At 69.2% G+C, this 26,996-nt stretch carries 28 protein-coding genes; 13 read left to right on the forward strand and 15 right to left on the reverse strand.

Going from position 1 to position 26,996, the window contains the following annotated elements; translation table 11 throughout:
* Positions 1-280: 280 nt before the first annotated feature.
* Both CRP45_RS07240 and CRP45_RS07245 read left to right on the forward strand, forming a co-directional pair.
* Positions 281-1,510 (forward strand): NAD(P)/FAD-dependent oxidoreductase, encoded by a 1,230-nt coding sequence (locus CRP45_RS07240; protein ID WP_097244287.1) that lies wholly within the window; start codon positions 281-283, stop codon positions 1,508-1,510.
* Between the two features lie 30 nt (positions 1,511-1,540).
* Positions 1,541-2,542 (forward strand): dipeptidase, encoded by a 1,002-nt coding sequence (locus CRP45_RS07245; protein ID WP_097244288.1) that lies wholly within the window; start codon positions 1,541-1,543, stop codon positions 2,540-2,542.
* An 18-nt stretch (positions 2,543-2,560) separates the two neighbouring features.
* Here the strand turns inward: CRP45_RS07245 and helR are convergent, their stop codons facing one another.
* From helR to CRP45_RS07260, 3 genes are all read right to left on the reverse strand, one after another.
* A complete protein-coding gene (helR, locus tag CRP45_RS07250; protein ID WP_179830779.1) occupies positions 2,561-4,756 on the reverse strand; it encodes an RNA polymerase recycling motor ATPase HelR in 2,196 nt (731 codons plus the stop codon).
* A gap of 38 nt (positions 4,757-4,794) precedes the next feature.
* Positions 4,795-6,027 carry a glycosyltransferase gene (locus CRP45_RS07255; protein WP_179830780.1) on the reverse strand — a complete coding sequence of 411 codons (1,233 nt, stop codon included), beginning with the start codon at positions 6,025-6,027 and terminating at the stop codon, positions 4,795-4,797.
* Between the two features lie 199 nt (positions 6,028-6,226).
* Positions 6,227-6,871 carry a dihydrofolate reductase family protein gene (locus tag CRP45_RS07260; RefSeq protein WP_097244290.1) on the reverse strand — a complete coding sequence of 215 codons (645 nt, stop codon included), beginning with the start codon at positions 6,869-6,871 and terminating at the stop codon, positions 6,227-6,229.
* 59 nt (positions 6,872-6,930) lie between these two features.
* Here CRP45_RS07260 and CRP45_RS07265 point away from each other — a divergent pair, with 59 nt between their 5' ends.
* A complete protein-coding gene (locus CRP45_RS07265) occupies positions 6,931-7,455 on the forward strand; it encodes a winged helix-turn-helix transcriptional regulator (protein WP_245909957.1) in 525 nt (174 codons plus the stop codon).
* A gap of 147 nt (positions 7,456-7,602) precedes the next feature.
* Here CRP45_RS07265 and CRP45_RS07270 read toward each other — a convergent pair whose 3' ends face one another.
* The 5 genes from CRP45_RS07270 to CRP45_RS33705 all read right to left on the reverse strand — a co-directional run bounded on the left by CRP45_RS07270 (position 7,603) and on the right by CRP45_RS33705 (position 11,390).
* Entirely contained in the window at positions 7,603-8,208 is a 606-nt protein-coding gene (locus CRP45_RS07270; RefSeq protein WP_143861363.1) for a hypothetical protein, read from the reverse strand.
* 285 nt (positions 8,209-8,493) lie between these two features.
* Complete coding sequence (locus tag CRP45_RS07275; protein ID WP_097244292.1) at positions 8,494-9,405, reverse strand: WXG100-like domain-containing protein; 912 nt, start codon at positions 9,403-9,405, stop codon at positions 8,494-8,496.
* A 12-nt stretch (positions 9,406-9,417) separates the two neighbouring features.
* Positions 9,418-9,744: a type VII secretion target gene (locus tag CRP45_RS07280; RefSeq protein WP_097244293.1), complete on the reverse strand. Its 327-nt coding sequence runs from the start codon at positions 9,742-9,744 to the stop codon at positions 9,418-9,420.
* Between the two features lie 169 nt (positions 9,745-9,913).
* Complete coding sequence (locus tag CRP45_RS07285; protein ID WP_179830781.1) at positions 9,914-11,209, reverse strand: ABC1 kinase family protein; 1,296 nt, start codon at positions 11,207-11,209, stop codon at positions 9,914-9,916.
* A 19-nt stretch (positions 11,210-11,228) separates the two neighbouring features.
* Positions 11,229-11,390 (reverse strand): hypothetical protein, encoded by a 162-nt coding sequence (locus CRP45_RS33705; protein WP_179830782.1) that lies wholly within the window; start codon positions 11,388-11,390, stop codon positions 11,229-11,231.
* A 459-nt stretch (positions 11,391-11,849) separates the two neighbouring features.
* On the opposite strand from CRP45_RS33705, the gene CRP45_RS07295 reads away from it, so the two are divergent.
* Positions 11,850-12,524 (forward strand): hypothetical protein, encoded by a 675-nt coding sequence (locus CRP45_RS07295; protein ID WP_097244296.1) that lies wholly within the window; start codon positions 11,850-11,852, stop codon positions 12,522-12,524.
* Between the two features lie 25 nt (positions 12,525-12,549).
* Here the strand turns inward: CRP45_RS07295 and CRP45_RS07300 are convergent, their stop codons facing one another.
* Both CRP45_RS07300 and CRP45_RS07305 read right to left on the reverse strand, forming a co-directional pair.
* The gene (locus CRP45_RS07300; protein WP_067781022.1) at positions 12,550-12,873 is read right to left on the reverse strand and encodes a GYD domain-containing protein; all 324 of its coding nucleotides are present in this window, start codon (positions 12,871-12,873) and stop codon (positions 12,550-12,552) included.
* Between the two features lie 141 nt (positions 12,874-13,014).
* Positions 13,015-13,521, reverse strand: a complete 507-nt coding sequence (locus tag CRP45_RS07305) for a DUF2231 domain-containing protein (RefSeq protein ID WP_245909958.1) — start codon at positions 13,519-13,521, stop codon at positions 13,015-13,017.
* Between the two features lie 497 nt (positions 13,522-14,018).
* On the opposite strand from CRP45_RS07305, the gene CRP45_RS07310 reads away from it, so the two are divergent.
* Positions 14,019-14,384: a cupin domain-containing protein gene (locus CRP45_RS07310; protein WP_097244298.1), complete on the forward strand. Its 366-nt coding sequence runs from the start codon at positions 14,019-14,021 to the stop codon at positions 14,382-14,384.
* 15 nt (positions 14,385-14,399) lie between these two features.
* On the opposite strand, the gene CRP45_RS35075 is transcribed toward CRP45_RS07310, so the two are convergent.
* Complete coding sequence (locus CRP45_RS35075; RefSeq protein ID WP_308209517.1) at positions 14,400-15,050, reverse strand: VldE C-terminal domain-containing protein; 651 nt, start codon at positions 15,048-15,050, stop codon at positions 14,400-14,402.
* 361 nt (positions 15,051-15,411) lie between these two features.
* Here CRP45_RS35075 and CRP45_RS07320 point away from each other — a divergent pair, with 361 nt between their 5' ends.
* On the forward strand, positions 15,412-15,750 hold the full coding sequence (locus CRP45_RS07320) for an STAS domain-containing protein (protein WP_067781278.1): 339 nt from the start codon (positions 15,412-15,414) through the stop codon (positions 15,748-15,750).
* A gap of 103 nt (positions 15,751-15,853) precedes the next feature.
* Here CRP45_RS07320 and CRP45_RS07325 read toward each other — a convergent pair whose 3' ends face one another.
* A complete protein-coding gene (locus tag CRP45_RS07325) occupies positions 15,854-16,891 on the reverse strand; it encodes an LLM class F420-dependent oxidoreductase (RefSeq protein WP_067781275.1) in 1,038 nt (345 codons plus the stop codon).
* 132 nt (positions 16,892-17,023) lie between these two features.
* Between CRP45_RS07325 and CRP45_RS07330 the strand changes: the two genes are divergently transcribed.
* The 5 genes from CRP45_RS07330 (at position 17,024) to CRP45_RS07350 (ending at position 21,097) form a co-directional block, all read left to right on the forward strand.
* Positions 17,024-17,683 (forward strand): cyclodeaminase/cyclohydrolase family protein, encoded by a 660-nt coding sequence (locus tag CRP45_RS07330; RefSeq protein ID WP_097244299.1) that lies wholly within the window; start codon positions 17,024-17,026, stop codon positions 17,681-17,683.
* A gap of 145 nt (positions 17,684-17,828) precedes the next feature.
* Positions 17,829-18,737 carry an N-acetyltransferase gene (locus CRP45_RS07335; RefSeq protein WP_143861364.1) on the forward strand — a complete coding sequence of 303 codons (909 nt, stop codon included), beginning with the start codon at positions 17,829-17,831 and terminating at the stop codon, positions 18,735-18,737.
* A gap of 100 nt (positions 18,738-18,837) precedes the next feature.
* A complete protein-coding gene (locus CRP45_RS07340; RefSeq protein ID WP_097244645.1) occupies positions 18,838-19,254 on the forward strand; it encodes a PPOX class F420-dependent oxidoreductase in 417 nt (138 codons plus the stop codon).
* A 161-nt stretch (positions 19,255-19,415) separates the two neighbouring features.
* A complete protein-coding gene (locus tag CRP45_RS07345) occupies positions 19,416-20,168 on the forward strand; it encodes a L,D-transpeptidase (protein WP_067781009.1) in 753 nt (250 codons plus the stop codon).
* Between the two features lie 152 nt (positions 20,169-20,320).
* On the forward strand, positions 20,321-21,097 hold the full coding sequence (locus CRP45_RS07350; protein WP_143861365.1) for a DUF8176 domain-containing protein: 777 nt from the start codon (positions 20,321-20,323) through the stop codon (positions 21,095-21,097).
* A 151-nt stretch (positions 21,098-21,248) separates the two neighbouring features.
* Here CRP45_RS07350 and CRP45_RS07355 read toward each other — a convergent pair whose 3' ends face one another.
* Positions 21,249-22,100 (reverse strand): bifunctional 5,10-methylenetetrahydrofolate dehydrogenase/5,10-methenyltetrahydrofolate cyclohydrolase, encoded by an 852-nt coding sequence (locus CRP45_RS07355; protein WP_097244301.1) that lies wholly within the window; start codon positions 22,098-22,100, stop codon positions 21,249-21,251.
* A gap of 228 nt (positions 22,101-22,328) precedes the next feature.
* Between CRP45_RS07355 and CRP45_RS07360 the strand changes: the two genes are divergently transcribed.
* A complete protein-coding gene (locus CRP45_RS07360; RefSeq protein WP_097244302.1) occupies positions 22,329-23,201 on the forward strand; it encodes a YdcF family protein in 873 nt (290 codons plus the stop codon).
* A gap of 231 nt (positions 23,202-23,432) precedes the next feature.
* Positions 23,433-24,233, forward strand: coding sequence for a putative protein N(5)-glutamine methyltransferase (locus tag CRP45_RS07365; RefSeq protein ID WP_097244646.1), 801 nt, complete (start codon positions 23,433-23,435; stop codon positions 24,231-24,233).
* 225 nt (positions 24,234-24,458) lie between these two features.
* Here CRP45_RS07365 and CRP45_RS07370 read toward each other — a convergent pair whose 3' ends face one another.
* Together CRP45_RS07370 and CRP45_RS07375 are read right to left on the reverse strand one after the other, a co-directional pair.
* The gene (locus CRP45_RS07370; protein WP_097244303.1) at positions 24,459-25,289 is read right to left on the reverse strand and encodes an SDR family oxidoreductase; all 831 of its coding nucleotides are present in this window, start codon (positions 25,287-25,289) and stop codon (positions 24,459-24,461) included.
* A 98-nt stretch (positions 25,290-25,387) separates the two neighbouring features.
* Entirely contained in the window at positions 25,388-26,959 is a 1,572-nt protein-coding gene (locus CRP45_RS07375) for a succinic semialdehyde dehydrogenase (RefSeq protein WP_097244304.1), read from the reverse strand.
* Positions 26,960-26,996: the final 37 nt, after the last annotated feature.

The following is a 26,996-nucleotide window of genomic DNA, read 5'->3' on the forward strand; positions in this document are numbered from 1 at the left end:
TGTTCGATCGGCCAAATCTACCGGTCAACGGCTGGCGAACGGTCGCGATCCGGGCAAACGAAACGGCGGGTCGCGGCGAAGTGCTCCGACGTCGAGGACACCGTCGCCTGGCCCGGCATAGACTGCGACTACCCACCTGTCGGCAATGTTCTGGCAATCCACCGAGGACGTTTCCGAGGGTTGGTCGTCGACATGCTTCCGCCGTTCGAAACGAAGGGCGCATAGTGCCGCGCTACGTTAGCTCCCACCTGGTCCCCGGCGGCGCGAAGCGGGTGCCGCTATGAGCACGCCGCGAACCGCACTCGTCGTCGGCGCGGGCATCGCCGGGCTCAATGTGGCCCACCAGCTCGCGCACCACGGCATCGACGTGACGGTGGTGGAAGCCGAGCGCGTCGGCGCGGGCGCCTCGCACGGCAACGCCGGATGGGTGAATCCCGCGCAAACCGGCCCCTTCCCGGAGCCCGGACTGATGCGCGACGGGCTCAGGCATTTGCGCTCGCCCGAGTCGCCCTCCCGGATCGCCGCACGCGACTATCCGGGGCTGCTGCCCTGGCTGCTGTCCTTGGCCCGTCACTCCACCGCCCGCCACTACAAGCGCGGCGTACTGGCTCTGGCCGAACTGGGCAAACGGTGCTTCCCGCTGCTGGACGAGCTCGCCGACGAAGGTGTCGAATTCCGGCGCGTCGACGCGGGGTTGCTGGCCGTGGCGCGCGAGGCCGATGCCGTGCGGGCGTTCCGCCGCGCCCGCGAACCGTTCCGGGCCGCCGGTTTCTCGGTGCCGCAGACCGTCTTGGACGCCGACTCGCTCCACGAGCGGGAGCCCGCCCTGTCGACGCTGGCCCGCTACGGCGTCGAACTGCGCGATCACGTTCAGATCGATCCTGGCGCATTCGTCGCCGCTCTCGCCGCGCATGTCCGCGGCATCGGGGTGCGCATCGAGGAAAGAGTCACCGCCACCCGCTTGGCTACCCGCACCGCGGTCGCGACCAGCGCGGGCCTGCACCACGCCGATGTGGTGATCGTCGCGACCGGAGCCAGTACCGCCCTGATCGGCAGGCGATTCCCCGTCATCGGCGGTCGCGGCTACAGCTTCGACGTCCCCGCCACCACCGCGCTGCGCCGATCGGTGCTGTTGCTGGACGACCACATCGCCTGCGCTCCGCTCGGCGACCGGCTGCGCATCGCCTCGGGCATGGACTTCGGGCCCTCGGCGAGATTGAGCGCACGGCGTCTCGACCCCATCGCCCGCTGCGCGTCGGTCATGCTGGACGGGATCGATTGGACCGACCGGCAACGTGAGTGGAGCGGGCAACGACCACTGACACCGGACGGGCTGCCCATCATCGACCGACTGCCCGGCCACGCCGAAACCTACCTCGTCACAGGGTTTTCCATGCTCGGAATGACACTGGCCGCGCCCGCCGCCGAAGCCCTCACGCGCTACGTCATCGACGGCGTCCGTCCGCCGGTTCTGACACCGTTTCGCGCCGACCGATTCCGGCGGCGCTGACCGTCCTTCTCGCCCGGAGGTACGCTACGCATGCCCGTCTCCACCGAAGCCAAGCAAGTGCACGACAGCGCCACCGTCATCGACCTGCACGCCGACACCCCGAAGCTGATATCCCGCGGCTACGACTTCGCCGTTCGGCACCGACCGCGCTGGCCGATCAGCCGCTACGTCGGACACGTCGACCTGCCCCGCATGCGCGAGGGCGGTCTGGCCGCGCAATGGTTCGGCATGTGGACGGCCCCCTACCCGCGCCGCGGCACCGCCGCCGACATCCACCGCCAACTCGACGCGCTCGACGAAACCGCGCGCGCCCATCCCGACCGGTTCCGGCTGGCGACCACCGGCGACGACATCCGCCGAGCGCGCGCCGAAGGAGTCAGCGTCGGGCTGCGCGGCATCGAGGGCGGCCAAGCGCTGGAAGGCGACCTCGGCAACCTCGTCGCCTTCGCACGGCGCGGCGTGCGCTACCTGGGTTTGCTGCACTTCAGTCGCAGCGAGATCGGGTGTCCCGCAATGGGTATCGGACGCAGCAAGGAAGAAGGGTTGACCGGCTTCGGGTGCGAGGTCGTCGATGCGTGCGCCGAGCTCGGCGTACTGGTCGACCTCGCCCACATCAACCGCCCCGGCTTCTTCGATGCCATCGCCCGCGCCCGCGGACCGGTCATCGTCTCGCACACCGGCGTGGCAGGCGTCCGGCCCATGTGGCGCAACATCGACGACGAACAGATCCGCGCCATCGCCGACACCGGCGGCGTCGTCGGGGTCATCTTCTCCCCCGCCTACCTCGGCGGCGAACTCGACGCCGTCGTCGATCACCTGCTGCACATCATCGATGTCGGCGGCCGCGAGACCGTCGCGCTCGGCTCGGACTGGGACGGATTCATCAGACCCGCGCGCGGACTGGAAAGCCCCGCCCAGCTACCGCTGCTCACCGACGCGCTGCTGCGCCGCGGCCTCAGCGCCGAGACCATCCACCTGCTGCTCGGCGGCAACGCGCTACGCGTGCTCGACGCCATCTCCCCCAGCCGCTGACGCCCGAAATCTGTTCGCCTACCGCTCGATTCCCGCCGCGACGGGTGGTGCGGTTCCGGTGAGGCCGGTCAGGGATCGCGGTAGCGGGCCTCGGTGGAGGACGCCGAGGCGTTGGGTGGCGCGGGTGAGGGCGACGTAGAGTTCGGCAGCGCCGCGGGGGCCGTCGGCGAGGATTCGTTCCGGTTCCACGACGAGGACGGCGTCGAATTCCAGTCCTTTCGTCTCCGAGGCGGGCACCGTTCCCGGCACGCCGGGCGGCCCGATCACGATGCTCGTGCCTTCGCGACCGGCTTCGTCGCGGACGAATTCCTCGATGGCACTGGGCAGTTCGTCCGCGGTGACCTGCCGACGCCAGGGCTGGACGCCGCAGGAGCGGACCGACTCCGGCGGCTCGACCCCTGGCGCGAACTCGGCGAGCACCGCGGCGGCGACGGCCATGATCTCCGCCGGGGTGCGGTAGTTCACCGACAGCGACCGGTAGACCCAACGGCCCGGGACGTACGGCTCCAGCATCGCGTCCCACGAGGTCGCTCCGGCGGCCGACCGGCGTTGGGCGAGATCGCCGACCACCGTGAAGGATCGGCCGGGGCAGCGCCGCATCAGCACCCGCCAGTCCATTTCGGACAGCTCTTGGGCCTCGTCGACCACGATGTGCCGGTACGTCCAATCCCGGTCCGCCGCAGCGCGTTCGGCGACTTCACGGGTGTCGCGTTCGAGGAATCGCTCCGCGAGATCCTCGGCGTAGAGCATGTCCTGGGCGAACAGGTGGTCCTCGTCGTCCATCGAGTCCTCGCGGCCGACCAGGAGGTCGAGCACGCCCGCGGCGTACGCGGCCTCGTCCTTGCGTTCCCGCTCGGCGTCACCGTCCGCCGGCTTGTCGCGACCGAGCAGGTCGACGAGTTCGTCGAGCAGCGGCACGTCCGATACCGTCCACGCGTCGCCGTCGGCCCGCCACAGCGTCTGGTCCGCGCCCGCCGCACGCAACCGCTCCGGGGACGAATACAGCTCTGCCAGTAGTGTTTCCGGCGTCAGAATCGGCCAGAGTTCGTCGAGCGCCGCGGTGAACTTCTCGTCCTCCGCGAGTTCCGCGAGCAGGTCCGCCCGCAGCTGCTCCCATGCCTCGCGGTCGTCGCGGGTCAACCAGCCCCGGCCGATCCTGGCGATCGCCCGCTCGGTGAGGACGTACGTGACGATCTCGCCGAACACCGCACGAGCCTCGTTGTGCGGCAGTCCACTCGCGCGCGCCTCCTCCCTTGCCCACTCCGCGGTCGGCGCGTCGATCCGCACCGTCACGTCCTTCAATTCGATCGACACCGGATGCTCCGGCAGCCGCTGGCGATCGGCGACCGCCGCCGCGAGCACGTCCAGGATCTTCAGCGAGCCCTTGAGCCGCGCGGCTTCCGGTGCGTCCTCGGCGGTGACGTGCAGACCCGGCAAGAGATCGCCGGTGGTCGTGAAGACCACGTTGGATTCGCCGAGCGACGGCAAGACGCGGCCGATGTGAGTCAGGAACGCCGGATTGGGCCCGACCACGAGCACACCGTGCCGCTCCATCCGCTCGCGCTGGGTGTAGAGCAGATAGGCGACGCGGTGCAGCGCCACGACCGTCTTGCCGGTGCCCGGCCCGCCCTCGATCACCAGCACGCCCGGGTGATCGAGCCGGATGATCCGATCCTGTTCGGCCTGGATCGTCGCCACGATGTCGCGCATCCCGTCGCCGCGCGGTGCGTCGACCGCCGCGAGCAGGGCCGCGTCGCCGCGCTCGCCACCGTGGGGGCGACCGAGCACCTCGTCGGTGAAGTCGACCAATCGCCTTCCGCGCGTGTGGAATTGGCGGCGACGGCGCATGTTCTCCGGATGCGCGGCGGTGGCGGTGTAGAACGCGCTCGACGCGGGCGCTCGCCAGTCGAGCAACAGCGGTTCGAACTCGTTCGCCTCGTCGAACAGCCCGATCCGGCCGATGTAGAGACGTTCGCCCGACACGGAGTCCAACCGGCCGAAACACAGCCCGTTGTCGGCCACGTCGAGCCGCCGCATCTCTCTACCCAGCGCGCGCACCTCGAAATCCCGTTCCATCGGTGACACACCGTTTCCCCGCAACGCCGCGCTGTAGCGACCCTTCACTCGTGCACGCTCGGCGTCGAGCCGCGCGTAGAGCCCGTCCAGATAGCTCCGCTCGGACCGCACTTCGTCTTCGTACCGCTGGGTTGACACTTGCCCCTCGCTTTCCCTGGCTCGACGATCCCTCGGATTCACGCGGAAGCCGGCCTCCTCTCTCGATCGAGCGCGTCGACCAGCAGTCGCGCGGCGACCGCAGCCCCGTCGGTGCGGACCTCGGCGGCCACCGAGGTCGCTCGCGCTCGGGTCTCGGGGCTCAGGGCCGTCGCGAGCGCGGCCGACAGGGACTCGGCGGTCGGCGCCGGACCGTCGTGCGCCGCGCCGATGCCGAGCTGCGCCACCCGCCCCGCCCAGTACGGCTGGTCCGCCGCCTGGGGCACCACGACCTGCGGCGCACCGGCACCGGCGGCCGTCGTCGTGGTACCCGCGCCGCCGTGGTGCACAACCGCGGCGACCCGGGCGAACAACGCCTGGTGGTTGACCTCGCCGACGGCGAAGCAGTCGTCGCGGTCATCGATCAGGGCCAGGTCCGCCCAGCCGCGGGCGACGACCGCGCGACGGCCGTGCGCGCGGACCGCCGCGAGGGTTACCTCGGCGACGTCCTTCGACGCGTGCATGGGCATGCTGCCGAACCCCACGTACACCGGCGGCGCACCCGCGTCCAGGAAGGCCAGCAGGTCGTCGGAGAGCGGGCGGTCGTCGGGCAGCACCCACGCGCCGGTCTGCACGACGTCGAGGTCGGTCGGCTGCCACGGGTCGAGGGTCGGGTCCGTCGCCAGCCACGGCCGCTCGCCGATGACGTAGTCGCGGACGTTGTCCACCGGCGGCAGACCGATCGAGGCCCGGTTGGTGTTGAGCGCCGCACCGAAGAGCTCGTCGATGGTCTGGGCGTCCAGATCCCACAGCACTCGGTTGTCGGTCACCTCTGGTGGGAGCGGCCGACCCCGATACGCCAGCGGTGGGCGGTGCGGCGATGGCAGCGTGAGCTGCTGGAAGGTCACGGACACGCTCCGGATGCCGAGCTTCTCGGCCACCGACAGCGCACCGGCCGCGGCGGGCAACATGCCGGTGGCCACCAGTGCGTCGCATCCCTCGGCCGCCGCGGTGACCGCCTCGAACTGGCTCGCGATCACCTCGGCCGCGCGCTCGGACAGGTTCGGCGACGCGAGCGCCTCGGTCGTCATCGCCCGCGCCGACCGGCCGACCGGCACCACCGGCACGCCGACACCGGCCAGCCGCCGCGCGAAGTCCTCGTCCGGCGGCGCGCACACCCGCACCCCCGCGCCGAGTTCCCGCAACCGCACCGCGAGTCCCACCAGCGGTTCGACATCCCCACGCGACCCGAACGTCGACAACACGACACGCACTTCGCAACACCCCATTTCCGCAGGTTCCGGCTTCGGCGGGCAATTGTGCGTGACGAACGGGGCCTTGCCGCAAGCCCCCCTGTGCGCTATATGTTGAAGGTGGAAAGGAGCGGGGGACGCTTTCCATTCATCGTCCGACGCGGTCGGGCAACCTCCTCGAGCGCTCCGAACGGGCGCTGATCTCTGTTTTCACCCAAGGTCATTTCCGCCAGAAGAAGTGATGCACGATCCCGCTCGGGCGCGGGACCCGCTCCAGATGGAACCGGTCGACGAGTTCGTCGGGACTCGTCCACAGTCGTTCGCCGCGACCGAGTTCGACCGGTGCGACGGCGAAGTGCATCCTGTCGATCAGGTCGGCGTCGAGGAACTCCCGGATCGTGGCGACCCCGCCGCCGATCCGCACGTCCTTGCCCTCGGCGGCCTCGAACGCCCGCGCCAGCGCGTCCTTCGGAGTCACATTCAGGAAGTGGAATGTGGTTTCCCCCAGCGTGATCGAGGGACGCTCGTAGTGGGTGAGGACGAAAACCGGTGTGCGGAAAGGAGGTTCGTCGCCCCACCAGCCCTGCCAGTCGTAGTTCTCCCACGGTCCACGGTGCGGACCGAACTTGTTGCGCCCCATGATCTCGGCGCCGATGTTGTGGCGGTAGTCGCGAGTGATGTAGTCGTCGAGGCCGTAGGTTCCGCCCGGCTCGGTCCTGGTCGGCCAGTGCGCGGTGGCGCCCGCCCAGGAGAAGAACGCACTCGGATCGGCGTGTCCGAACGGGCGCTCGAAGCTCTGCCCCTCACCGGAACCGTATCCGTCGGCGGACACCATGAAGTTCTGCACGCGGACCGACTGTGTCATCGGAACTCCTTTCTGGTTGCAATATGCAATCGGTTAGGAACCTAACCTAGACTGATCCCGTGTCGCAACCAGTTGCCCATGACAAGCTGCCGGTGTCCCCGGGCAAGTCCGGCTGTCCGATCAACATGACGGTCGAGCTGCTCGGCGACCGGTGGAGTTTGATCGTCTTGCGCGACATCATGTTCGGCGGCAACACCCACTTCCGGGAGCTGCTCAACTCATCCATCGAGGGCATCGCCTCGAACATCCTCGCCAACCGCCTCGCCAAACTCGTCGACGCGGGACTGCTCACCCGCCACGACGACCCGAGCCACCGCCAGAAGGTCGACTACCGCCTCACCGAGGCGGCGATCCAACTCGTCCCCGTCATGGCACAGCTCGGCGCGTGGGGCGCACGCTGGCTGGACACGACGCCGGAATTGACCGTGCGAGCCGAGCTGCTGGCCGCGGGCGGCCCTCCCCTCTGGGAACGCTTCATGGCCGAACTGCGCGCCACCCACCTCGACGGAGCGCCGACGCCCGCCGACGGGGTGCTCGCGGAACTGACCGCCGCCTACCTCGAAGCGGCCGCCGAATCTGGTTGACAGGCCTCGGAGACGTTGAGCCGCCGGTGTTTTCGGCGGCCTTCAGCGCGCGGTACAGCGCCGCGGCTCTGCCTCACCATCAGGCCCCCGGTTGGTCGGACGCGCATCCGCCTGGGAGTCGCCAGGTTGGCTGTCGTCGCGCGGATCTCAATCGATGAATGCCTGCGGCCGCTCCGGCGCGTATTCGCCGCGCCGAAAGCGCTCCAACCCCTGTTCGGTCCCCAGTTCGGAGCGAAGGCTCGGATTGCGCACGTAGAACACGAACAGGTGATAGACCCTGGTCGGGTCGGTCGCGAGGTCCTTGTGACCGATGTCGATGGTTCCGTAGCCGGTGTCCGCATCGCCGGTGACGAGCGTGGTCACGTTGGTTCCGCTGCCGAACTTGAATCCTTCGCGACGGCTGCGGCCGCCGACCGCCGAAATATCCTGCCAGGCGATCTCGGTCGGGCCATTTCCGTAGTCGATCGTGATGCGATGGGGCGTGAGCAGGATGCCGACATCGTCTATGGCCTTGCGAGGTTTGTATGTGCCGAAGCCGAGGAGGATCGCGAACAGAGCGGGCAGGGAAATCAGGAAGAAGTACGCGGCTCCCATCGACCATTCGTCGTCCAACGAGGCGATGAATTGCCACAGTCCGGCCCCGATCAAGGCCACGCCGATCGCGATCGATACCACGCTGCCGGTCGAGGAAGGGCGCGGCACCGGCAGTACGAGCGCGGAACCGGTGTCCGTGGCACGAATCTCAGCGGCCACCGGAGCCTTTCTGGGGAGTTCCGACCATGCCCACCCGGTGAAAATGGCGGCGACGGGACCCACAAGCACGCACCCGAGGAGTCCGGCCCACCGATCCGATTCCGCACCTGTCACGGCTGCCGAGATCGCGCCCAGAACGAGCGGCCACAAGACCAACGCACACGAGAACGGCAGCACCACATATCGGTACGCGCCGAACGCCTTTCGTTCCCAATCCGCCGGCAGCGGCAAGGTGGACGTACTCCGGTATCTACCCACGACGTCTCCTGTTTCGATCTCGCCCGCCTACGCGGTCGCCGACCTGACGGACGCCTCGGTCGCACCCTGCACGATCTGAATGAGTTTCGGCACCATTCCGATGATCGTCGACGCTTCCTTCGCAAGCTGGAGCAGGATGCTCGACAACTTCGTGCCCGCGCCCGCGATGCTCGTGCTGGCCCGGGCGACCGCCGCGAAAGACGCCGTCCCCCCGGTGCAGATGATGATCGCGGCCGCCTCGACCAGTACACCCGCCAGCCAGTTCAGCAGTTCGGTCACGACACCGCGAACACCCTCGACAAGGTCACCGAGCGCGGCATTCACTTTGCTCAATGAGGTGGCGAGGGAAGCCTGAGCCTCGATGTCCGCCATGAACGCGTCGGCCTTGGCCTTGTAGGCCGCACCGGCGGCACCAGCCCATTCACTGACATCTTTGTCGAGTTCGGTGTTCCATGTGGCGGCGGCTCGGGTCAGCACACCGGAGATGTTCTCCCAGGACTTGGAATATGCCTTGACCATGTCCGGATTACCGGTGACCCAGTCGAGCGCCTTGCGCAGCGGCTCGACATTCTCCAGCATCCAGCCCATCAGCAGGGCGCCCACGATATTGAACGGATCGAACTTCGCCAGCGGGACGCCTTTGGCCATGCGGCTCCGGTACTCCAGCACGTCCGCGGCGGCGACAGCTACCGAAGAAGCTTTGAGTGCCGCGCCATACAGGTTCTTGACGGGGTCTTCCCCGTTGAGCGCTTCCTTGACGAGTCCGGTTGCCTCCCAGGCGTCGCCAACAGGCGTACCTTTGAACAGACCTGCTTCAGCGCCGTCGCTGTGTATTCGAGGGAGCAGCGCCTTCTGGTCGAACCCATAAGCCTCGTCGTCGTCGACCTTCCCATCGATCAGGTCATTGCCCGCGGGCGGCGCGGCATCGTTGAACGGCACGAGTTCCCTCCCCTATCCGATCTGGTTCTGCTGACGCTCGATCTCGGCTTTGCGACCGGCATCGAGGCTTTCGAAAGTGTCCGCGCAGTGGCGCAGTGTTTTCGGTAGCGTCTCGGTCGTTTCGACGATCTTCCGCAGGCTGTCGGTGATCCGATCGTGCAGCGAGCTCACCATCAGATCCGCATACCACCCGACGAAAACCCCGTAGCCGTCATCCAGCTTGGCCACGTAGTCGGCGGCCTGCTTGGCCTTACTGACGTTCTCGAGCGTCGATTCGACCGCGCCGGCGTGCGCGCGTACCTTCGCCGGATCGACGACGACGTCGTCCCTGTTCCACATCTCTCGACATCTCCCCACTCCCCGGCAACTATCCGATCGCACTCTCTCAACGAAACAAGCACCACGCAAATCTCAGTGCGGTCTTTCGGTTTCGTCTTCTGAGTTGGACGCGGCGTCGACCCGTTCGGTTCCCTCGAATGTCGGCCGGTGCCGACGATTTCCGCCGCGCTCAGGAGGTCGCGCGCAGGGATTCCGCGAGCACGCCGGCGAAGAAGCGGCTCAATGCCTTGTCGGACACCGGGTTCCAGCCCGGCGCGACGTGCTTCATGTAGCGCTCCAGGTAGACGACCTGCTTGCCGGCCAGGACCAGGTTGCGCGGGATCGTCATGCCGTGTTCGTCGGCGAGCGCACGCAGTTCGGCGCCGACGTCACCGAGCCGCAGCGTGCCGACCGGTGCGTCGGCGTGCATGGCGGCCGCGCGGATTCGGTCGGCCAACTGGTCGACCGGTGCGGAGGGACTGAGCACACCAAGGCGCACCAGCGCGCGGGCCGCCGCGGTGAAATCGCCAAGGACCAGCAGCGCGGCGATGCAGTGTTTGAGCTGTAGCCGCGTCGGCTCGTCGAGTTCGCCGACGATGCCGAAATCGATCAGCACGACCCAGCCGTCCCGGTCGATCAGAATGTTGCCCGCGTGCAGATCCCCGTGGAAGAAGCCACCTTTGAGCGCGGTGTGGAACAGCGAGAGAGTCAGCCTGCTCATGATCGACTCGCCGTCGAACGCCTCGGAGTCCGCGGGCGCGGACTCGATGATCGTCGTCCCCTCGACCAATTCCATGGTGAGCACCGAGCGCGACGACAACTCCGGATGGACCTCGGGCACCCGAACCTGCCCGGTGAAACCGGCGGCCGACAGTTCCGCGGCCCACCGCCGCATCGCGTCCGCCTCCGCCGTGAGATCCAGTTCCCTGGGCAGCCGCGTGGTGAATTCCTCGATGACGCCGGACAGGTTCCACCGGCGTCCCTCGGCGGTCCAGCCGAGTACGACACCCGCGCAGCGCAGCAGCATCACGTCGGCGGCGACGGTGCGCTCGATGCCAGGCCGGACCACCTTCACCGCGACGCGATGACCGGAGCTGGTCACCGCGCGGTGCACCTGCGCGATGGAACCCGACGCCAGTGGCTCGTCGTCGAATTCGATGAACACCCGGCCCACCTCGACGCCAAGGCTCGCCTCGATCTGCCGCCGGATCAGCGCCGCGTCCACCGGCGCGACCCGTTCGAGCAGCGGAGCGAACTCCCGCGCGGCCGCCGCCCCGAAAACGCTCGGCGAGGACGCGACGAACTGCCCGAACTTCACGAAGATCGGCCCGAGCGCGACGAACGCGCCGGGCAACTCCGCGACCAGCGCCGACCGGCGACCGGTGCACCGCCGCACCAGATCGCGCGTCAGCACGGGCGCGAGCACCCGGACGATGACCAGAACGCGGGCGGCGCCACGCGCGACCGCCGTTATCCGAGTGAACACCACGAGCCCCTTTCCGAAACTATCGCTCCGCCAATGCTTCCGCGACCGTCGCTCGCCCGGCACCGATCGCGGGGACGAGCGCGCCGACCAGACAGATCCCCACCGCCGAGGCGGCCGTCAGCACGGCGACCGAAACATAGGATTCGCTCACCGACCGCAGCTCGAGCAGGGGCGCGTCCACAGCGGTCACCTTAGCCTTCCCACCTCGCGCCCGGGCTCAACCGAACGGCGGCCGCTCGTCGATTCGCGTCGACATCCGCCTGCCAACCGCCATGCCCGCGCTCACCAACCCCGGTCCGGGTACCGCGACCTATGCGTACTAGAGAAACCCGCCAGCGCGAACGTGATCGCCACGAGGTGGATCCCGACGGAGGCAATGTCGTCGAGCTCGGCGCCGACGGGTCCGGACCGACGTTCTCGCCCGACGGAACTCGACCGACCGAAGGCCACCTCCATCCCGCCAGACCGACTGGACGTCACCTTCATTCATCCGACCTGCGTGCACCGGTGAACCGACCGAGGGTGGCATTCGGTGGGGTGGGCCGATGAATGGTGGCCTTCGGTCGGTGTTGCTTGGCCAACCTGTGCGGGCTGGCAGGGTCGTGCGGCCGTGTCGGGGCTCGTCGCTAATCTCCCTGACATGGTCAGCCCCGATACGGCAGTACGTCGCCTACTGCTCGAGATAGGAAAACTGCTACAGCCGTATGGGTTTCACGGCGCCGAGCCCACCTGGACCCGAGTCGCGCCGGGCGGAGTCGCTTCCGTCGGCCGCACCCGGGTCTCCCGCACCTGGACCGACGGACAGCAGGTTCTCGGATTCGGCTTGACCATGAACGCCACGCCCACCGCCTGGTGGGAGTACTGCAACTGGCGCAACGCCCGACTTGGCCTACCGCCCGTCCCCGTGGAAGCGGCCACCGGTCCCGACCTGATCGGCACCGAATCCCTACCCGGCGAACTGACCGAGCCGTGGACCCTGCGCCTCGACCCGGCCCGAAGCGGCCGCCAGGCGCTGCGATCCGACATCGACACCGTCCGCGCCGAACTCCCCCGCCGGGTCCACGCCTACGCGCGCAGAGCATTACGCCTGCTGGAACCGGACAGCTACCTCGACGAACTGCTGGCCAGATCCGACCGGCAGACACCGGACTGGGCGGCGATCGTCGTTCTGCTCACCGACCACGGACCGGGACCGCGACTCGACGACGCCATACGCCAACTCCGCCAGTGCGTCTCGGACCATGGCGGCGCGGACTACGTGGAAGACGTCATCGCCTACGCGCGAACCCGCGTCGACCAGCGGCCGGTCGCCTAGCGGACGCGGGCGGCAGGTCCGGACCCTACGACGCTTCCGGCGGTTGATAAGTGACCTTTCGCGCGACGGCTTCGTCGACCTGTTCCGGCGTCAGCAACGTCACGGTGTGCGAGATCGCCGCACCGGAGGCCGCGGTGCGGATGGCGAGCGCCGCGGCCGAAACCTCGTCCGGGGCGTCACCGATCACGAACAGATCGTCCTCGCCGAAAGCGAAATAGCAGGCCTCCACATGGCCGCCCACGCTCTCGACCATTTCCGTGATGGCCGCCCGGCGGGCGGTGCCGCCCTGCGCGAGCAGGCCGCGTGCCCCATCCTCGGAGTAGCTGACCCGCCACAGGTACTTCGGCATTTCGTGTCGCCTCCTTCTCGCGGAACGATCTCGGGCAGACCCGACCCTACGGTCTCACCCCGCACCCGGCGGGCATGCGCGAACACCGTCGCAGCAATGATGCGGCAACGTGACAGTGGCGATATTGCGTTGCGCCCACCGTCAGCGTTCGAATCCGGCGGCTTGTGTGGCTTCGTCGGCCACCCGGACGCCGTAGTGGTAGGCGAGTCTTCCGCCGAGCCAGCCGGAAACCCCCAGAGCGGCCACGCTCACCACCGACAGCGCCAGCGGACCGGCGGGCACGGCTCCCGCCGGATCGGATCCTCGCCACAGGAAGCCGACCGCGAACGCGACCGTCACGGCGAGGTTCAGACCCATGTGCACCAAGCCCGTGCGGAACGCGGCGGTGCCGGTCGGAATCGCCAGCAGATCGAGCAAGCCTATCGTGGCGGCGGCCAGGGCGCCGAGCACGCCGATGGCGATCAGCCAGCGTGCTCCCTCGGCGAGGAAGTCGGGGTCGTCGACGACGTGGGAGCCGATGTCGAAGATCAGGCTCGCCACCCACGCCCCGATGGGGACCGTGACGAGAATCGGATGGAACGGATGCCCGTACGGCCCCGCGAGGACCGCGCTGACAGGTTGCTTGGCCTGTTGCGAATCACCGCGCACGACAACCTCCCACACCGTTGTAGTTCGACCGACCGCACATCGACACCGATCGCCGCGTGCCCGGGTACCACCCGGCTGCACACCGGTTCTTTTCGCCGGTGTGCAGCACTGGGCGGATGCGTCACCGGTTCGGCCCTCCATCAGGAACGAGAACGTCGGCCGAAGTCCAGCCCGACAGCGCACCCGCTATCGGCTTACCCACTCTCGGGAGAAAACGCATCGGATGCCGAACCCACCCAATCGCTCGTACGCGAAGCCACCGGTTTGCCGTGCCGCAGCGCCAAGCAGGCGTTGCGCGACGCCCACACGGTCGGTCGCGCACTCGGTGGCGTGCGGGCATTCGACAGAGTGGGCGCGTGAAGTTTGCCCTCGGTCATGAGTGCTACTCGGTAACTGCGATTTGCCGAGCGTTTCAGGGAGCGATCTACCGCAGCCGTCGCTCCGACCGATCGAGAGCCACAACCACGCAGTGCCGGAGCCGTCTAAGGAGAACAATCATGGCTGGTCTAGTGCGCCAGAGTTTCGAATCCCCCGAGGAGACCCGTCCTTTCGAGCAGAACAAAGGAAGGGTCGATCTCGTCAACATGGACCGAGGCCCGGTGGGCCGGGCGGTCTTCGAGCCAGGGTGGCGGTGGTCGGAGCACGTCAAGCCGATAGCCCAGACCGACAGTTGCCAGTCGGCTCACATCGGCTACTGCCTCTCGGGTCGCATGGTGGTGGCCATGGACAGCGGCGAGCAGCAGGAATACGGCCCAGGCGACTTCATGATCGTCCCGCCCGGCCACGACGCGTGGACCGTGGGCGACGAACCCTGCGTCATGCTCGACTGGCAAGGCTTCGCCGACTACGCGAAGCGGCCCTAGCGACGAGCCGGAACGTCAGCAGGTCACGTCCACCTGGGCGGCCCTGTCGAACGACACATGCACATGGTCGTAGTGATTGGCGGTCGGGCTTCCGCGGTTCTCCATGTACGACCACCCGTTGCCGTCGTTGTACCGCTGCCGCCAGATCACGTAGTTCACACCGAAACGCTGCCGGTTTGCCAGCACAAATTCGGCGATCGCGTCGCCGTGCGCGAAATCGGATGTCATCAAATCGAGCGCGAGGCCCGCACCATGGTCGCCGTCGTAACGGCCGACAGCGCCGCCGACTTCGGTGACGCCGAACGTCTTCTTGAGCAGGTGGCCCACCTGCGCCACATGCGGCCGCGTGCCGGAGAGTTCCGTCGAACACGGAATGGGGGGAGGCAGGTGCTGTACGGCCACCTTTTCCACCAAGAGTGGCGGCTCGATCGCCATAGCCGCAGGTGCGAGCAGAGCTGTCGGTGGCGCGGTGGTCGTGGCCGATTCGGATTCGACGGCGGACGAGGACGACGTTTCGACGGCGGCGGCAGGCTGAGCGACCGAGCTCAGCTGGATGGCCACTCCCAGCACAGCGGCGACAGTCGCCACACTGCCGCACACAGCCGGAGGAGTGAGTTTCCAAGCTGCGGTCTGTTTTCGATGTTGACCAGGCATGATGTCGATCACCGGCTAGCGTGTCGGGGACAAGATCACCGATAGATTACGAAACGGTCGCGGAAAAGTCACGTCGTGTCGATACCGACTGGACGTCGCGGGCACGTCCCCGTGGGCTCACGCGGAGCGAATCAAGCTGGCGCCGAGCCGTTTACGCGGCGAGTTCGCGCCGCCGGATCTGGCAGCACTCCGCAACCGATCAGCCGTAGCACCGCTGCTGTAGGGTCGACTCGTACGAAAGCGCCCTCGGTGCACCCACCGAGCGGCGCGAACCGTCGGAATCTGCCGGACGATGCGGCAGGATCGGGCGGTTCATGGCAGATTGTTTTGCGTGACCAACACTTCCGGAGACGCGTATCCCATGGCGGACACGATGACCACCTCCGTCGCAGTGCGTGACGGTGCGACCGTGCTCACGGTGGCCGGCGAGGTCGATCTTGCGACCGCGCCCGCACTGGAGACCGCGATCGAGGGCATCCTGGCGAGCAAACCGACGGCATTGATCATCGACCTCACCGCGGTCAGCTTCCTCGCCTCCGCGGGGATGGCGGCGCTGGTCGCGGCGCATCAGCGGGCCGGGGAGGCGACGACCATCGCGGTGGTCGCCGACGGACCTGCCACCAGCCGTCAGCTCAAGATGACCAGCCTGGATCAGGTCTTCGCGCTGCACTCGACGCTCGAAGCGGCGCTGGCCTCGCTGCGACCCAACTGAGCCAGCCGCGCCGCAGCCGAACCGCGACTCGACCGAGCGGCGACTCGACCAGACCCGAACACGACGACGTCCCGGCAGCACGCCGGGACGTCGTCGTTTCGTTTCAGACCAGCTCGCGCAGCTGCTCGATCAGCTTGACCCGCTCGGCGGGCGTTGCGGCCATCGGCACCACGTTCAGCGCGGTGACGCCGGCCTCGCGGAAGGCGGCGACGCGCTCCTTGACGAAACCGGCCGGGCCGACCAGCGAGATGTCGCGGACCAGCTCGTCGGGCACCACCTTGGCCGCCTCTTCCTTCCGGCCCGCCAGGTACAGCTCCTGGATGCGGTCCGCCTCGGCGCCGTAGCCGTACTTGGTGGCGAGGGTGTGGTAGAAGTTCTTGCCCTTGGCGCCCATGCCGCCGATGTAGAGCGCCAGGTGCGGCTTGACGAACTCCAGCAGCGGAGTCACGTTCTCGCCGATGGCCAGCGCCGGACCGGCGAACACCTCCAGCTCACCGAGGGCCGGATCGCGCTTGGCGAGACCCGCGTCCAGCGACGCGCCCCAGACGTCCTTGGCCCGCTCCGGCAGGAAGAAGATCGGCTGCCAGCCCTCGGCGATCTCGGCGGCCAGCTCGACGTTCTTCGGGCCGAGCGCCGCGAGCAGCACCGGAATGCGTTCGCGCACCGGGTGATTGATCAGCTTGAGCGGCTTGCCGAGACCGGTGCCCTCACCCTCGGGCAGCGGGATCCGGTAGTGCTTGCCCTGGTATTCGAGCCGCTCCCGCCGCCACACCTTGCGGCAGATCTCCACAAGCTCCCTGGTGCGCCCGATCGGCGCGTCGTAGGGCACGCCGTGGAAGCCCTCGATCACCTGCGGACCGGACGCGCCGAGGCCGAGCAGGAACCGGCCCTCGGAGACGAAGTCCAGGCCCGCGGCGGTCATCGCCGTGAGGCTCGGGGTGCGGGTGTAGATCTGCAGGATGCCGGAGGCCAACTGCACCCGCTCGGTCTTGGCGGCCAGGTACCCCAGCGCGCTGACCGCGTCGAAGGAGTACGCCTCGGGCACGAAGACCGTGTCGAGTCCGGCCCGTTCCAGGTCGGCCACTTCCGCCGCCGCTTCCTTGAAACCGCCCGAGTAGTTGATGCCCAATCCGATCCGCATGTGCTCAACATAACCGCGGGTATGCGCGGGCCGCGCACCGGCCGTCCGACGCGGCGGTCCGGCCAGGATGCGCGCGGTGGCAAGCGGTAGCGTGATCACTAGTTCACGCCGACGAAGAACGAAAGGCCACCCGTGTCGCAGCCGAGCACGTCGTCCCAGGAAACCGCGTCTTCCTTCGGTGAGGTCACCCTCGCGCGGTACCTGACCGATCTGGCCGCCAAGATCCCGGCGCCGGGTGGCGGCGCGGTGGCCGCGCTGCACGCCGCGCAGGGCGCCGCGCTCGTCGCCATGGTCGCCCGCTACACGACCCGCGCGAAGGACGCCGAACACAAGCCGATCGTGGACCGCGTCATCGAGGCCGCCGACGCCGCCCGTGAACGCGCGCTGGCCCTCGCCGACGCCGACGCGGCCGCGTTCACCGCCGTCGGCAACGCGTACAAGCTGCCGAGGGGCACCGACGAGGAGACCGCCGCACGCACCGAGGCGATCAACGCCGCGCTGGTCGAGGCCGCGCGGGTGCCCGCCGCGGTGGTGGACGAGGCCGACGAGGTGCTGTCCCTTGCCGCGGAGCTGCTGCCGATCGGCAACCCGAACGTCGTCACCGACATCGGCGCCGCCGCCGACGCCGCCCGCGCCGCAGCCACCAGCTCGCAGCTCAACATCGAGATCAACGTGGCCTCGCTGCCCGCCGCGCTCGGCGACAAGTTCGCGCCCGCGTTGCTGCGCATCGAGGGAATCATCGCGCGCGCCGACGCGCTGCACGCCGAGGTCGTGCACGCCCTCCGCAGCTGAATCGCCATCGGCGACACGCCGATAGGTAGACACGCCGACAACTTTCCGGTGTGGCGGCCCTGACCAGCGGCGTGTCGGCGGATGCGCGAATCTTCGTACCGAAGGGTCTCCCCGCTGACCATGGCCGGATCTACGGTTGATGGTCATGAGCGACGCTCCCCCGTCCTCCGCGACGCCCGGCGATCCGGCGCTACAGGTACGCGAGCGACGCGCGCAAGCTTGGAGCAACTTCCGTGCCGCGCGCATCGCGCTCGCGGATCTGCGCATCCGCACCAATGTGCGGGGCAGGCCCGCGTGGCTCGGCCGGTTGCCCGGCGGGCCGTACGAGCGCGCGGAACGGCGGCTCGACCGGCTCCGTCGCGACCTCGGCAAGCACGGCGTCGGCGCGGACGAGCACTCGTGGGGCGTGCTCTCGGGCGGGGAGACCACCACGCTGAGCGGCGTTGTCGGTATCGAGGCGACTATCGCCGCCGTCGCGCCGCGTTTCGCGATGATCGCACCGCAGTGGGTTCGGCAGTTGCGCTCCCTCGCGCGTGACTGCCCCTACGTGCGCGAGCAGGCCGCCGAGGGCGACCGCACCTGCGTCGACGAACTCACCTATCGGCTGACGGAGGCCGTGCGGCTCGCGCCGTCCGAGGCGGCGCGGCAGCGGCTCGTCGATCACCTGCCCGGCGAACTGCGCCCGATCCCTTCCGATGTCGTGCTGTTGCGCCGCAGCGGGTCGGGGCCGATCGAGATCGCGTTCGAAATCCACACCAGCACAATCGAACTCGAAGGCATCACGGTCACGCCCGCGCTGCGCGGCATGGGCCTCGGCACCGCGGGCCTCGTGCACCTGTGCCGCACGGCCGACGCGCACCGCCTGCACATCACCGGTCAACTGCTGCCCACCTTTCGCGACGACGAGGCCGCGATCGCCGCCTTGGCCCGCTGGTGCCGCGCGCACGGTTTCACGGTGCAGGAACGGCTGGGCGGGCGCATGTCCCGGCCGCCCGCCACGCCCAAGCCGGAATCCCGGCCGATCCGTCCACTGGGCGGCGCGCCGCCGACCTGATGGGCGCTGTCGGACGGACTCCGTAGTCTGCCCGCGCATGGCCGGAGTGAATGCGGGGTACCCGTGGCCGGTCCGTCAGCGAACGAACGAGGAGGTCGCGGTGACGTTCACCGAGGAAGAGATCACCTATCTGCGCGCCCAGCCGCTGGCGAGGCTGGCGACGGTGGATCCGGACGGACAACCCGACGTGGTGCCGGTCGCGATCGAGTTCGAGAATCCCGGCCTGTGGATCTGCGGCGCGGGCGAGCAGGTGCTGCGTACCCGCAAGGTCCGCAATGTGCTGGCCGGGAATCGCAAGGTGTCCCTGGTCGTCGACGACCTGGTGTCCATCGATCCGTTCGTCGCGCGCGGCATCCGGATCTATGGGACAGCGGGCGACCCGGTCGAGCGGATCGGCATGGTCGGTCCCGGCTTCTACCTGCCGGTCTCACCCACGGTGTCGTGGAGCTGGAATCTCGCGGGCGAGCCCGCGGGCCAGGAGTGGTACGCGACGAGGAAGACGGTGCACCGCGGCTGAGCGAGAAGGCCTTTCGCACCGCTCGGCGAGGCAGCTTGCAAACCGACCGGTTTCATGGTTATTCCCCCGGAATCATGCCTCACATGTTCGACAAGCCGGGTTGATCATGAAGGCGTAGAATGGTTTTCCGCATACCACACCATCTCCGAAGGGGTGGAGCCATGAGGAGCGTACTTCGCCACCTGTTCCTCGCGGTCGTGGTCGTCGCTCTGGCCGCGTTCGGCTCCGGTGCGGCGGCGGCGACACTGATCGGGCCGTCGTCCGCCGACCGGATCACGGCGATCACACCGGCCGCCGGACAGGAAGTCGGCATCGCGCACCCGGTCACCATCCAGTTCGCGGCGCCCGTCGCGGATCGCGCTCGGGCCGAGCGCTTGGTGAGCATCAGCTCGGCCGACCCGCTCCTCGGCACGTTCGCCTGGACGAACGATCGCGAGCTCACCTGGACGCCGACCGGATTCCTGCCCGCGCGCTCCGACATCACCGTGCGCTTCGGCAACACCCGCACCGAATTCCGCACCAACGAAGGCGTTTACGCCGAGGCCGACATGTCGGCGCACACGTTCACCGTGAGCATCGGCGGCCAAGTCGTACGGAGCATGCCCGCGTCCATGGGCAAGCCGGGATTCGAAACACCAACGGGCACTTACCCGGTGCTGGAGAAGTTCCGCTCGGTGGTCTTCGACTCCCGCACCATCGGCATCCCGCTGAGTTCGCCGGAGGGCTACCTGATCAATGGCGAATACGCCGAACGCCTCACGTGGGGCGGTGTTTTCGTGCACTCGGCGCCGTGGTCGGTGGACTCCCAGGGCTATGCCAACGTCAGCCACGGCTGCATCAACCTCGGACCGGACGACGCCGCTTGGTATTACGAGACGGTCGGCATCGGCGACCCGGTCGACATTCATTGGTGAGGCCGCGTTCGGCGGCCTTCTCCCCTCGCGACGCGCCCCGGACGTTTCGCGGAAGCCGGTTCCCTGGCAGTATCGTGCCGGGGAGCTGGTTTCGATGTGGGATGCACCCGACGGCGTGACCTGATGAAGGCGGGGAGATGGAACGACCGGACATGACGACACGACCCGGACAGGGCATGATGCCGCGGCCCGCCGCACCCGGGACGCCGCCGTGGCCCGGTGAACGGAACTATCAGGGCGAACCCGGCTATCGCGGCGAATGGGCGGACTGGGTACCGCGCAGACCGTACGACTCGGCGCCCGAGCCCGAGTGGGAACCGGAGGCCGAATTCGTCCCGGAGCCAGCGCATTTCCCCGAGGAAGACGTCTTCGCGCGGATGATCGACCGGTCCCCCAAACGCCCGCCCATCCGGCGCTGGGCCCCGGCACTCGTCGCTTCCGTTGCCGCGCTGGCCATGACGGCCGCGGCGTTCCTGTACTTCCGCGGCGATCCCGCACCGCAGCCCACCTCCGCCAACGGCCCCGTCCCGACGGCCGAGCCGGTGGCTCCGGCCACGCGGTGCCCCGCGGAACGCGTCGGCAACAAGATCCAGGGAAACGGCGACGGCGGCACCGATTCCGGACCGGACGCGATCTTCGCCTTCCAGTACGCGTACTACGTGACGCGTTCCGCCGAACAGGCGCGCGCCGTGGTCGCGCCGAATGCCTCGGTTCCGACGGTGGACGCCATCCAGCACGGCATCGACAGCATTCCCGCGGGCACCACGCACTGCGTCGCGATCTCACCGGGAGCCTTCGCGGGCCAGTACCGCGTGGTGATCACCGAGAACCGGCCGGGCCGCGACCCGATGACCTACAACGCCCAGCTGGTCAGCGTGGCGCGGACGGGCGACCGCACCCTGATCACGGGCATCGCCGCCGCGGGCTGAGCCGAAGTACCCCTCGCCCCTGCCTGAACCGCGACAACTCCCGCCGCACTGCGGCGATCTCACCGCGGGCCGAACCGCGGCACCCTCGCCGCGGGCCGAATTCTGGCGATCTCGCCGCGGCTCTACTCGACCGCGGCGCGTCGAACCTCGCTCAGCCGCGCAGCTTCTCGGCCGCCGCGACCACGTGCCGCATGAGCAGCGCGGTGGTCACCGGGCCGACGCCGCCGGGGACGGGGCTGAGTCCGGCGGCCTTGCCGCGCACCGAGTCCGCGTCCACGTCGCCCACGATGCCGCCGTCGGGCGCCTCGTTGGTGCCCACATCGATGACGATCGCGCCCTCGCGCACGTGCTTGCCGGTGACCAGCCCGGCCCGGCCCGCGGCGGCGACCACCACGTCGGCGGTCGCGGTCACGGCCGCGAGGTCGGCCGTGCGCGAATGGCAGACGGTGACGGTGGCGTCCTCGGCGAGCAGCAGTTGCGCGAGCGGCTTGCCGACGATGTTCGAGCGACCGACCACCGCCACCAGCTTGCCGCGCAGCGGGATCTCGTGGTGCTTCAGCAGTTCCACCACGGCCTCGGAGGTGGCGGGCACGAAACCGTCCAGACCCGCGGCGAGCAGGCCGAGCGAGAGCGGGCTGACACCGTCGACATCCTTGTCGGCGGAGATCGCCGAGCTCACATCGTCCAGTGAGACACCGGCGGGCAGCGGGGTCTGCAACATGATTGCGTCGTAGGAGGTGTCGGCGCTGCGCGCGGTGAGCTCCTCGCGAATCCGCTCCGCGGTGGCGTCGGCGCCCAGATCGATACGCTCACAGGCGATTCCGAGCCGCTCGGCGGCCTTGCGCAGCGAGTTGACATACCAGGCGCTGGCCGGATCGTCGTTGGCAACGACCAGGGCGAGCCGCGGGGCGTGCATGCCAGCGGCGAGCGCGGCGGTGCGCTCCTTGGTGTCGGCGTTGATGGCGGCGGCGAGTTCCTTGCCGGTCAGCGAAAGGGTGTCCACGGGGTGACAGCTTAGTGGGCGCGGCCGCACGCATTCCGTCAGCAACCCGCGCACGGCCGAGTCGAGCTCGGACGGCGGCCGGGTCACGCGAATCGACCGGGCGATTCGGCCACGCAATTACCGGGCTCGGCCGGGGTCCGGTCGTATCGTGGGGACTGCTCTGCCAACGGCCAACTGCCAGCTGACGTACCGAAAACCCGTTTCACGCGCGGAAAGGTGTCGACTGTAGTGAAGATCTCGAGGCATTGGAGAATCCTGGTCGCGACGTCGTTCGCGGCCTTCACCCTCACCGGCCTGGCGGGCGCGCCCGCCCAGGCGTCCCCCGAAACCGACGCTCTTTACAACTCCGCCCAGCGCCACTTCGTCGACGGCAACGAAGGCGCGGGCCTCGCGGATCTGCGGGCGCTGCTCGGCGCCGATCCCGGTGACACCGAAGCACTTTCGCTGAAGGCGATCTGGTCGCACTACGCCAACGATCTGCCCGCCCTGGCCGACGCCATGGCGCGGCTACAGATCGCCGATCCCGAGCTGGCCGCGGGCACCGGCCACGTGCTGCACGCGATCGGCGCCGCGGTCGGCACGCTGCCGAATCCGCTGCCCGCGCTGATCGGCCCGCAGACCGGGATCGTCGTGCTCGGCTACGGTCTGCTGCCCGACGGCGCGCTGCGCCCCGAACTGGTGAACCGGTTGACCGCGGCGTGGATCCAGGCCGTCGCGTCGCCGTTCTCGCCGATCGTAGTGACCGGAGGCAACCCGCAGAACGGGATCACCGAGGCCGAGGCCATGCGCAACTGGCTTGTCGAGCGCGGCATCCCGGCCTCGCGGGTGCACGTGGAGAACCGCGCGTCCTCGACGGTGCAGAACGCGCTGTACGGCACCCAGCTGCTGCGCGCGGTCGGCGCCACCAGCGCGGTCGTGGTGACCTCCCCCAACCACATTCGCCGCGCGGTCGCGGACTTCATCGTCGCGGGCACCCACGTCGTCGGCGCGATGACGTCGCTCGAGCAGCTGGTCTCCCAGCTTCCCCCGCCCGCCCGCCACGCCCAGCGCGGCATCTACCTCGACGCCACCCGCACCTTCCAGCTGGCCACCTCCCGCTAGGCCACGCGCGTCCCCGCGGCCCGATCGAGACGTCCTCGGTCGGGCCGCAGCGCGTCCGTCGCTGCCCCGCGCGGCGCGTTCATCGCTTCCCCACCCGCGCCGGTCTCCGCCCGCAGCGTGGCGACCCGCACCGCTGCGCATCAGCGGGGGGCGCGGTGCGGCGGGTTGCCGGACTGATGGTCGCCGAATATCCGTTGGCCGCGGCGGGGACCGCTGGTGCAGGATGTCCCGGTGTCTGGAGTGGAGGTCGCCGAGGTGGCGGCGCGGTTGCGGGCGGCGGGGTGCGTGTTCGCCGAGGACGAGGCGCGGCTGCTGATCGATGCCGCGGCCGAGGACGGCGGTGATCTGAACGCTCTTGTGGCGGAACGGGTTTCCGGGACGCCGCTGGAGTATCTGCTGGGCTGGGCGGAGTTCCGCGGGTTACGGATCGCGGTCGGGCCGGGGGTGTTCGTGCCGCGGCAGCGCACGGTCTTCCTGGTCGAGGAGGCACTCGGGCTCGTGGGTGCGCTCGAGTCGACGCCCGTGGTGGTCGACCTGTGCTGCGGCTCCGGCGCCCTGGGTGCCGCGTTGGCGACCGCGCTGCGCGCCGAAGGGCGGACCGTCGAACTCTCGGCCGCCGATATCGAACCCGCCGCCGTCGAGTGCGCGCGCCGCAATCTCGGCCCGCTCGGCGCGGCCGTCTACCAGGGCGACCTGTTCGCCCCGCTCCCGGACGACCTGCGCGGCCGGGTCGACGTCCTGCTCGCCAACACCCCGTACGTGCCCTCGGATCACATCGCGGACATGCCCCCGGAAGCGCGCGACCACGAGCCGCGCACGGCCCTCGACGGCGGCGCCGACGGTCTGGACGTCTTCCGCCGCGTCGTGGCCGACGCCCCCGAATGGCTGGCACCCGGCGGGCACCTGCTCGTCGAGTCGAGCCCGGAGCAGGCGGTCGTCGCCGCGAAGATCCTGACCGATCGCGGCCTCCTCGCCCGCGTCGCGGAGTCCGAGGAGCACTACGCCACCGTGGTCATCGGCACTCGTCCCTGAGCGCCAGGCTCGGCGCAAGCGCGCAAGACCGCGCGTCACTCCTGGCACGAGCGCGCAAGACCTCGCGTCACTCCTGGCATGACACGAAGGCCCGCGCGTCACCCCCGGCACGACACGAAGGCCCGCGCGTCACCCCCGGCACGACACGAACGCCGCGCGTCACCCCCGGCACGACACGAACGCCGCGCGTCCCCCTGGAACGCGCGGTCGTTCAATCGTCCTCGCCTACTTCTTACGCCCGGTGAATTCGTCCATCGAGTGGTAGACGCCGACGGTGTCGAGGAACAAGTCGCGCAGTTTGAGCGGCAGGATGCCGGACAGCGCCCGGTTGAGTCGGGAGGTCCACGGCAGCACGACCAGCGCGTTGCCCTGCTTCATCTCCTTCCAGGAGGTGTCGACGACCGCGTCCTGCTCGAGGATCGGGGTGAGCCAGAAACCCTTGGCGCCGTCGAACATTCCGGTGTCGATGTAGGTCGGGCACACGGTGGTGACCTTGACGTGGTCGTGGCCCGCCTGCTCGAGCTCCAGGCGCACCGAGTCGGACCAGCCGAGGGCCGCCCACTTGGACGCGGCGTAGACGGACATGCGCGGATTGGCCACCAGACCGGCGGACGAGGCGATGTTCAGCACCCGCGCCTGGCCGGTTCCGCGCACCATGGCTGGCAGGAATTCGAGGGTGATGTACATCGGCGCCAGCGAGTTGATCGCCATCGTCTTGTCGATGTCGGCGCGGTTCTCGGTCTCCCAGAAGTAGGTGTTGCCGCGCACGATACCCGCGTTGTTCACCAGGATGTCGATGTCGCCGACCGTTTCGCGGACCGCGGTGGCAGTCTCGGCGATGGCGTCCCGGTCCGACACGTCGACCACGTAGTGGTGGATCTCCGAACCACGGCCCGCGAGTTCCGCCGCGGTGCCCTTCAGCGCGACCTCGTTGATGTCCCACAGCACCACCGCGGCGGCGCCTTCGCGCACCGCGCGCTCGGCGAACAACTTGCCGAGCCCCATGGCGGCACCCGTGACCAGGACCTTCTTGCCCGCGACCGTGTCCAGCTTCATCCGTTCCCTATCCCTGCGTTCGTTTCCGGCGACGCCACATGCGACGACGACTGCTTCTCGGTGCCGCTCGCTTCCGACCCGGCGCCTCCTGACCCGCGCTACTTCTGGCGCAGCGTCTTCATGACGTTGAAGTAGAGCGTCATGGTCTTGGCCCACAGCTCCTCCGACATCCCCGGCAGCGGCGCGATCGGCAGCACGCGCTGCACCGCGATGGTCTGGGTGTCGATGTACTTGAGCAGGCCCTCGGGACCGTGCCGCCGTCCGGTGCCGGAGATGCCGAGTCCGCCGGACGGCGCGTCGGCGCTGCCCCAGGCGGCGATGAAGCCCTCGTTGACGTTCACCGATCCGGCGTCGATGCGGGCGGCCACCGCGCGGCCGCGCGCCGCGTCCTTGGTCCACACGCTGGCGTTGAGGCCGTAGGCGGTGTCGTTGGCCGCCTCGATGGCCTCCTCGTCGCTGCCGACGCGGTAGACCGAGACCACCGGGCCGAAGGTCTCCTCGCGGTAGACCGTCATGCCGGGCCGCACGCCGGCGAGCACGGTCGGCTCGTAGAAGAACGGGCCGAGATCGGGTCGCGCGCGACCGCCCGCGAGCACTGTCGCGCCCTTGGCCACCGCGTCGTCGACGTGCGCGCGGACGGTGTCCAGCTGACGCTGGAAGGTCAACGATCCCATGTCGCTGTCGTAGTTCAGCTCCGCGCCAAGCTCGATCGAGCGCACGTTGGCGACGAATTCGGTGACGAACCGGTCGTAGACCGCCTCGTGCACGTAGATGCGTTCCATGGATTCGCACAGCTGTCCCGCCGAGGAGAAGCAGGCGCGGACGGCGACCTTGGCGGCGCGGGAGACGTCGGCGTCGGCCAGCACCAGCAGCGGGTTCTTGCCGCCGAGTTCCAACGAGTAGCCGATCAGCCGCTCGCCCGCCTGCTGCGCGATGGTGCGGCCGGTGGCGCTGGAGCCGGTGTAGTCGACGTAGTCGGCGCGCGCGATGACCTCGCCGCCGATCACCGAGCCGCGGCCCAGCACCGCCTGCCACAGGCCGCGCGGCAGTCCGGCGCGCACGGCGGCGTCGATGGCCCACAGCGCGGTCAGTGCCGTCTGGTTGTCGGGCCGCGCGACAACGGCGTTGCCCGCGACGAGGGCGGGCAGCGCGTCGGAGGCGGCCAGGGCGAGCGGGTAGTTCCACGGCGAGATCACCGCGACGACGCCCTTGGGACGGTTCCGGACGTCGACCTGGGTGAGGACGGGCAGCACGCCGCGCGGCTTGCGGGTCGCCAGCAGCTTCTCGGCGACCGAGGCGTAGTACCTGGCGTTCACCGCGACGTCGCCGACCTCGTCGAAGGCGTGCGCGCGGGACTTGCCGGTCTCGGTCTGCACGATGTCGAGGATCGCGTCCTGCTCGGCGAGCACGATGTCGTGGAAGCGGCGCAGCACGGCGGCCCGCTCGCGCACCGGACGCGCGGCCCATTCGCGCTGCGCGATCCGCGCGGTGGCGAAGGCGCGCTCGATGTCGTCGGTGGAGGACTGCGGCAGCTCGGTGACGAACCGCCCGGTCGCGGGCGCGAAGACCTCGACCGCGGGGGCGCCGCCCGCGACGGCGTGCTCGAGCAGCGGCCGCACCAGGTCGGCGGGCAGTGCGGCCGGGTCGGCCAGCTTCGGGGCGGTCGTCATTGTCGGCCCTCTCGTGGGACGGAGTCGGATGCGCGCG

Origin of the sequence: Nocardia amikacinitolerans (assembly GCF_900215415.1) — a bacterium.
GTDB classification, from domain to species: domain Bacteria; phylum Actinomycetota; class Actinomycetes; order Mycobacteriales; family Mycobacteriaceae; genus Nocardia; species Nocardia amikacinitolerans.

Bases quoted from the DNA above. Each gene is read 5' to 3' on its own strand.
- CRP45_RS07245 (WP_097244288.1), top strand. From the start codon at position 1,541: ATGCCCGTCTCCACCGAAGCCAAGCAAGTGCACGACAGCGCCACCGTC.
- CRP45_RS07280 (WP_097244293.1), bottom strand. From the start codon at position 9,744: ATGTGGAACAGGGACGACGTCGTCGTCGATCCGGCGAAGGTACGCGCG.
- CRP45_RS07325 (WP_067781275.1), bottom strand. From the start codon at position 16,891: ATGCGGATCGGATTGGGCATCAACTACTCGGGCGGTTTCAAGGAAGCG.
- CRP45_RS07310 (WP_097244298.1), top strand. From the start codon at position 14,019: ATGGCTGGTCTAGTGCGCCAGAGTTTCGAATCCCCCGAGGAGACCCGT.
- CRP45_RS07300 (WP_067781022.1), bottom strand. From the start codon at position 12,873: ATGCCGAAGTACCTGTGGCGGGTCAGCTACTCCGAGGATGGGGCACGC.
- CRP45_RS07320 (WP_067781278.1), top strand. From the start codon at position 15,412: ATGACCACCTCCGTCGCAGTGCGTGACGGTGCGACCGTGCTCACGGTG.
- CRP45_RS07260 (WP_097244290.1), bottom strand. From the start codon at position 6,871: ATGACACAGTCGGTCCGCGTGCAGAACTTCATGGTGTCCGCCGACGGA.
- CRP45_RS07370 (WP_097244303.1), bottom strand. From the start codon at position 25,289: ATGAAGCTGGACACGGTCGCGGGCAAGAAGGTCCTGGTCACGGGTGCC.
- CRP45_RS07240 (WP_097244287.1), top strand. From the start codon at position 281: ATGAGCACGCCGCGAACCGCACTCGTCGTCGGCGCGGGCATCGCCGGG.
- CRP45_RS07335 (WP_143861364.1), top strand. From the start codon at position 17,829: ATGAGCGACGCTCCCCCGTCCTCCGCGACGCCCGGCGATCCGGCGCTA.
- CRP45_RS07345 (WP_067781009.1), top strand. From the start codon at position 19,416: ATGAGGAGCGTACTTCGCCACCTGTTCCTCGCGGTCGTGGTCGTCGCT.
- CRP45_RS07295 (WP_097244296.1), top strand. From the start codon at position 11,850: ATGGTCAGCCCCGATACGGCAGTACGTCGCCTACTGCTCGAGATAGGA.
- CRP45_RS07350 (WP_143861365.1), top strand. From the start codon at position 20,321: ATGACGACACGACCCGGACAGGGCATGATGCCGCGGCCCGCCGCACCC.
- CRP45_RS07375 (WP_097244304.1), bottom strand. From the start codon at position 26,959: ATGACGACCGCCCCGAAGCTGGCCGACCCGGCCGCACTGCCCGCCGAC.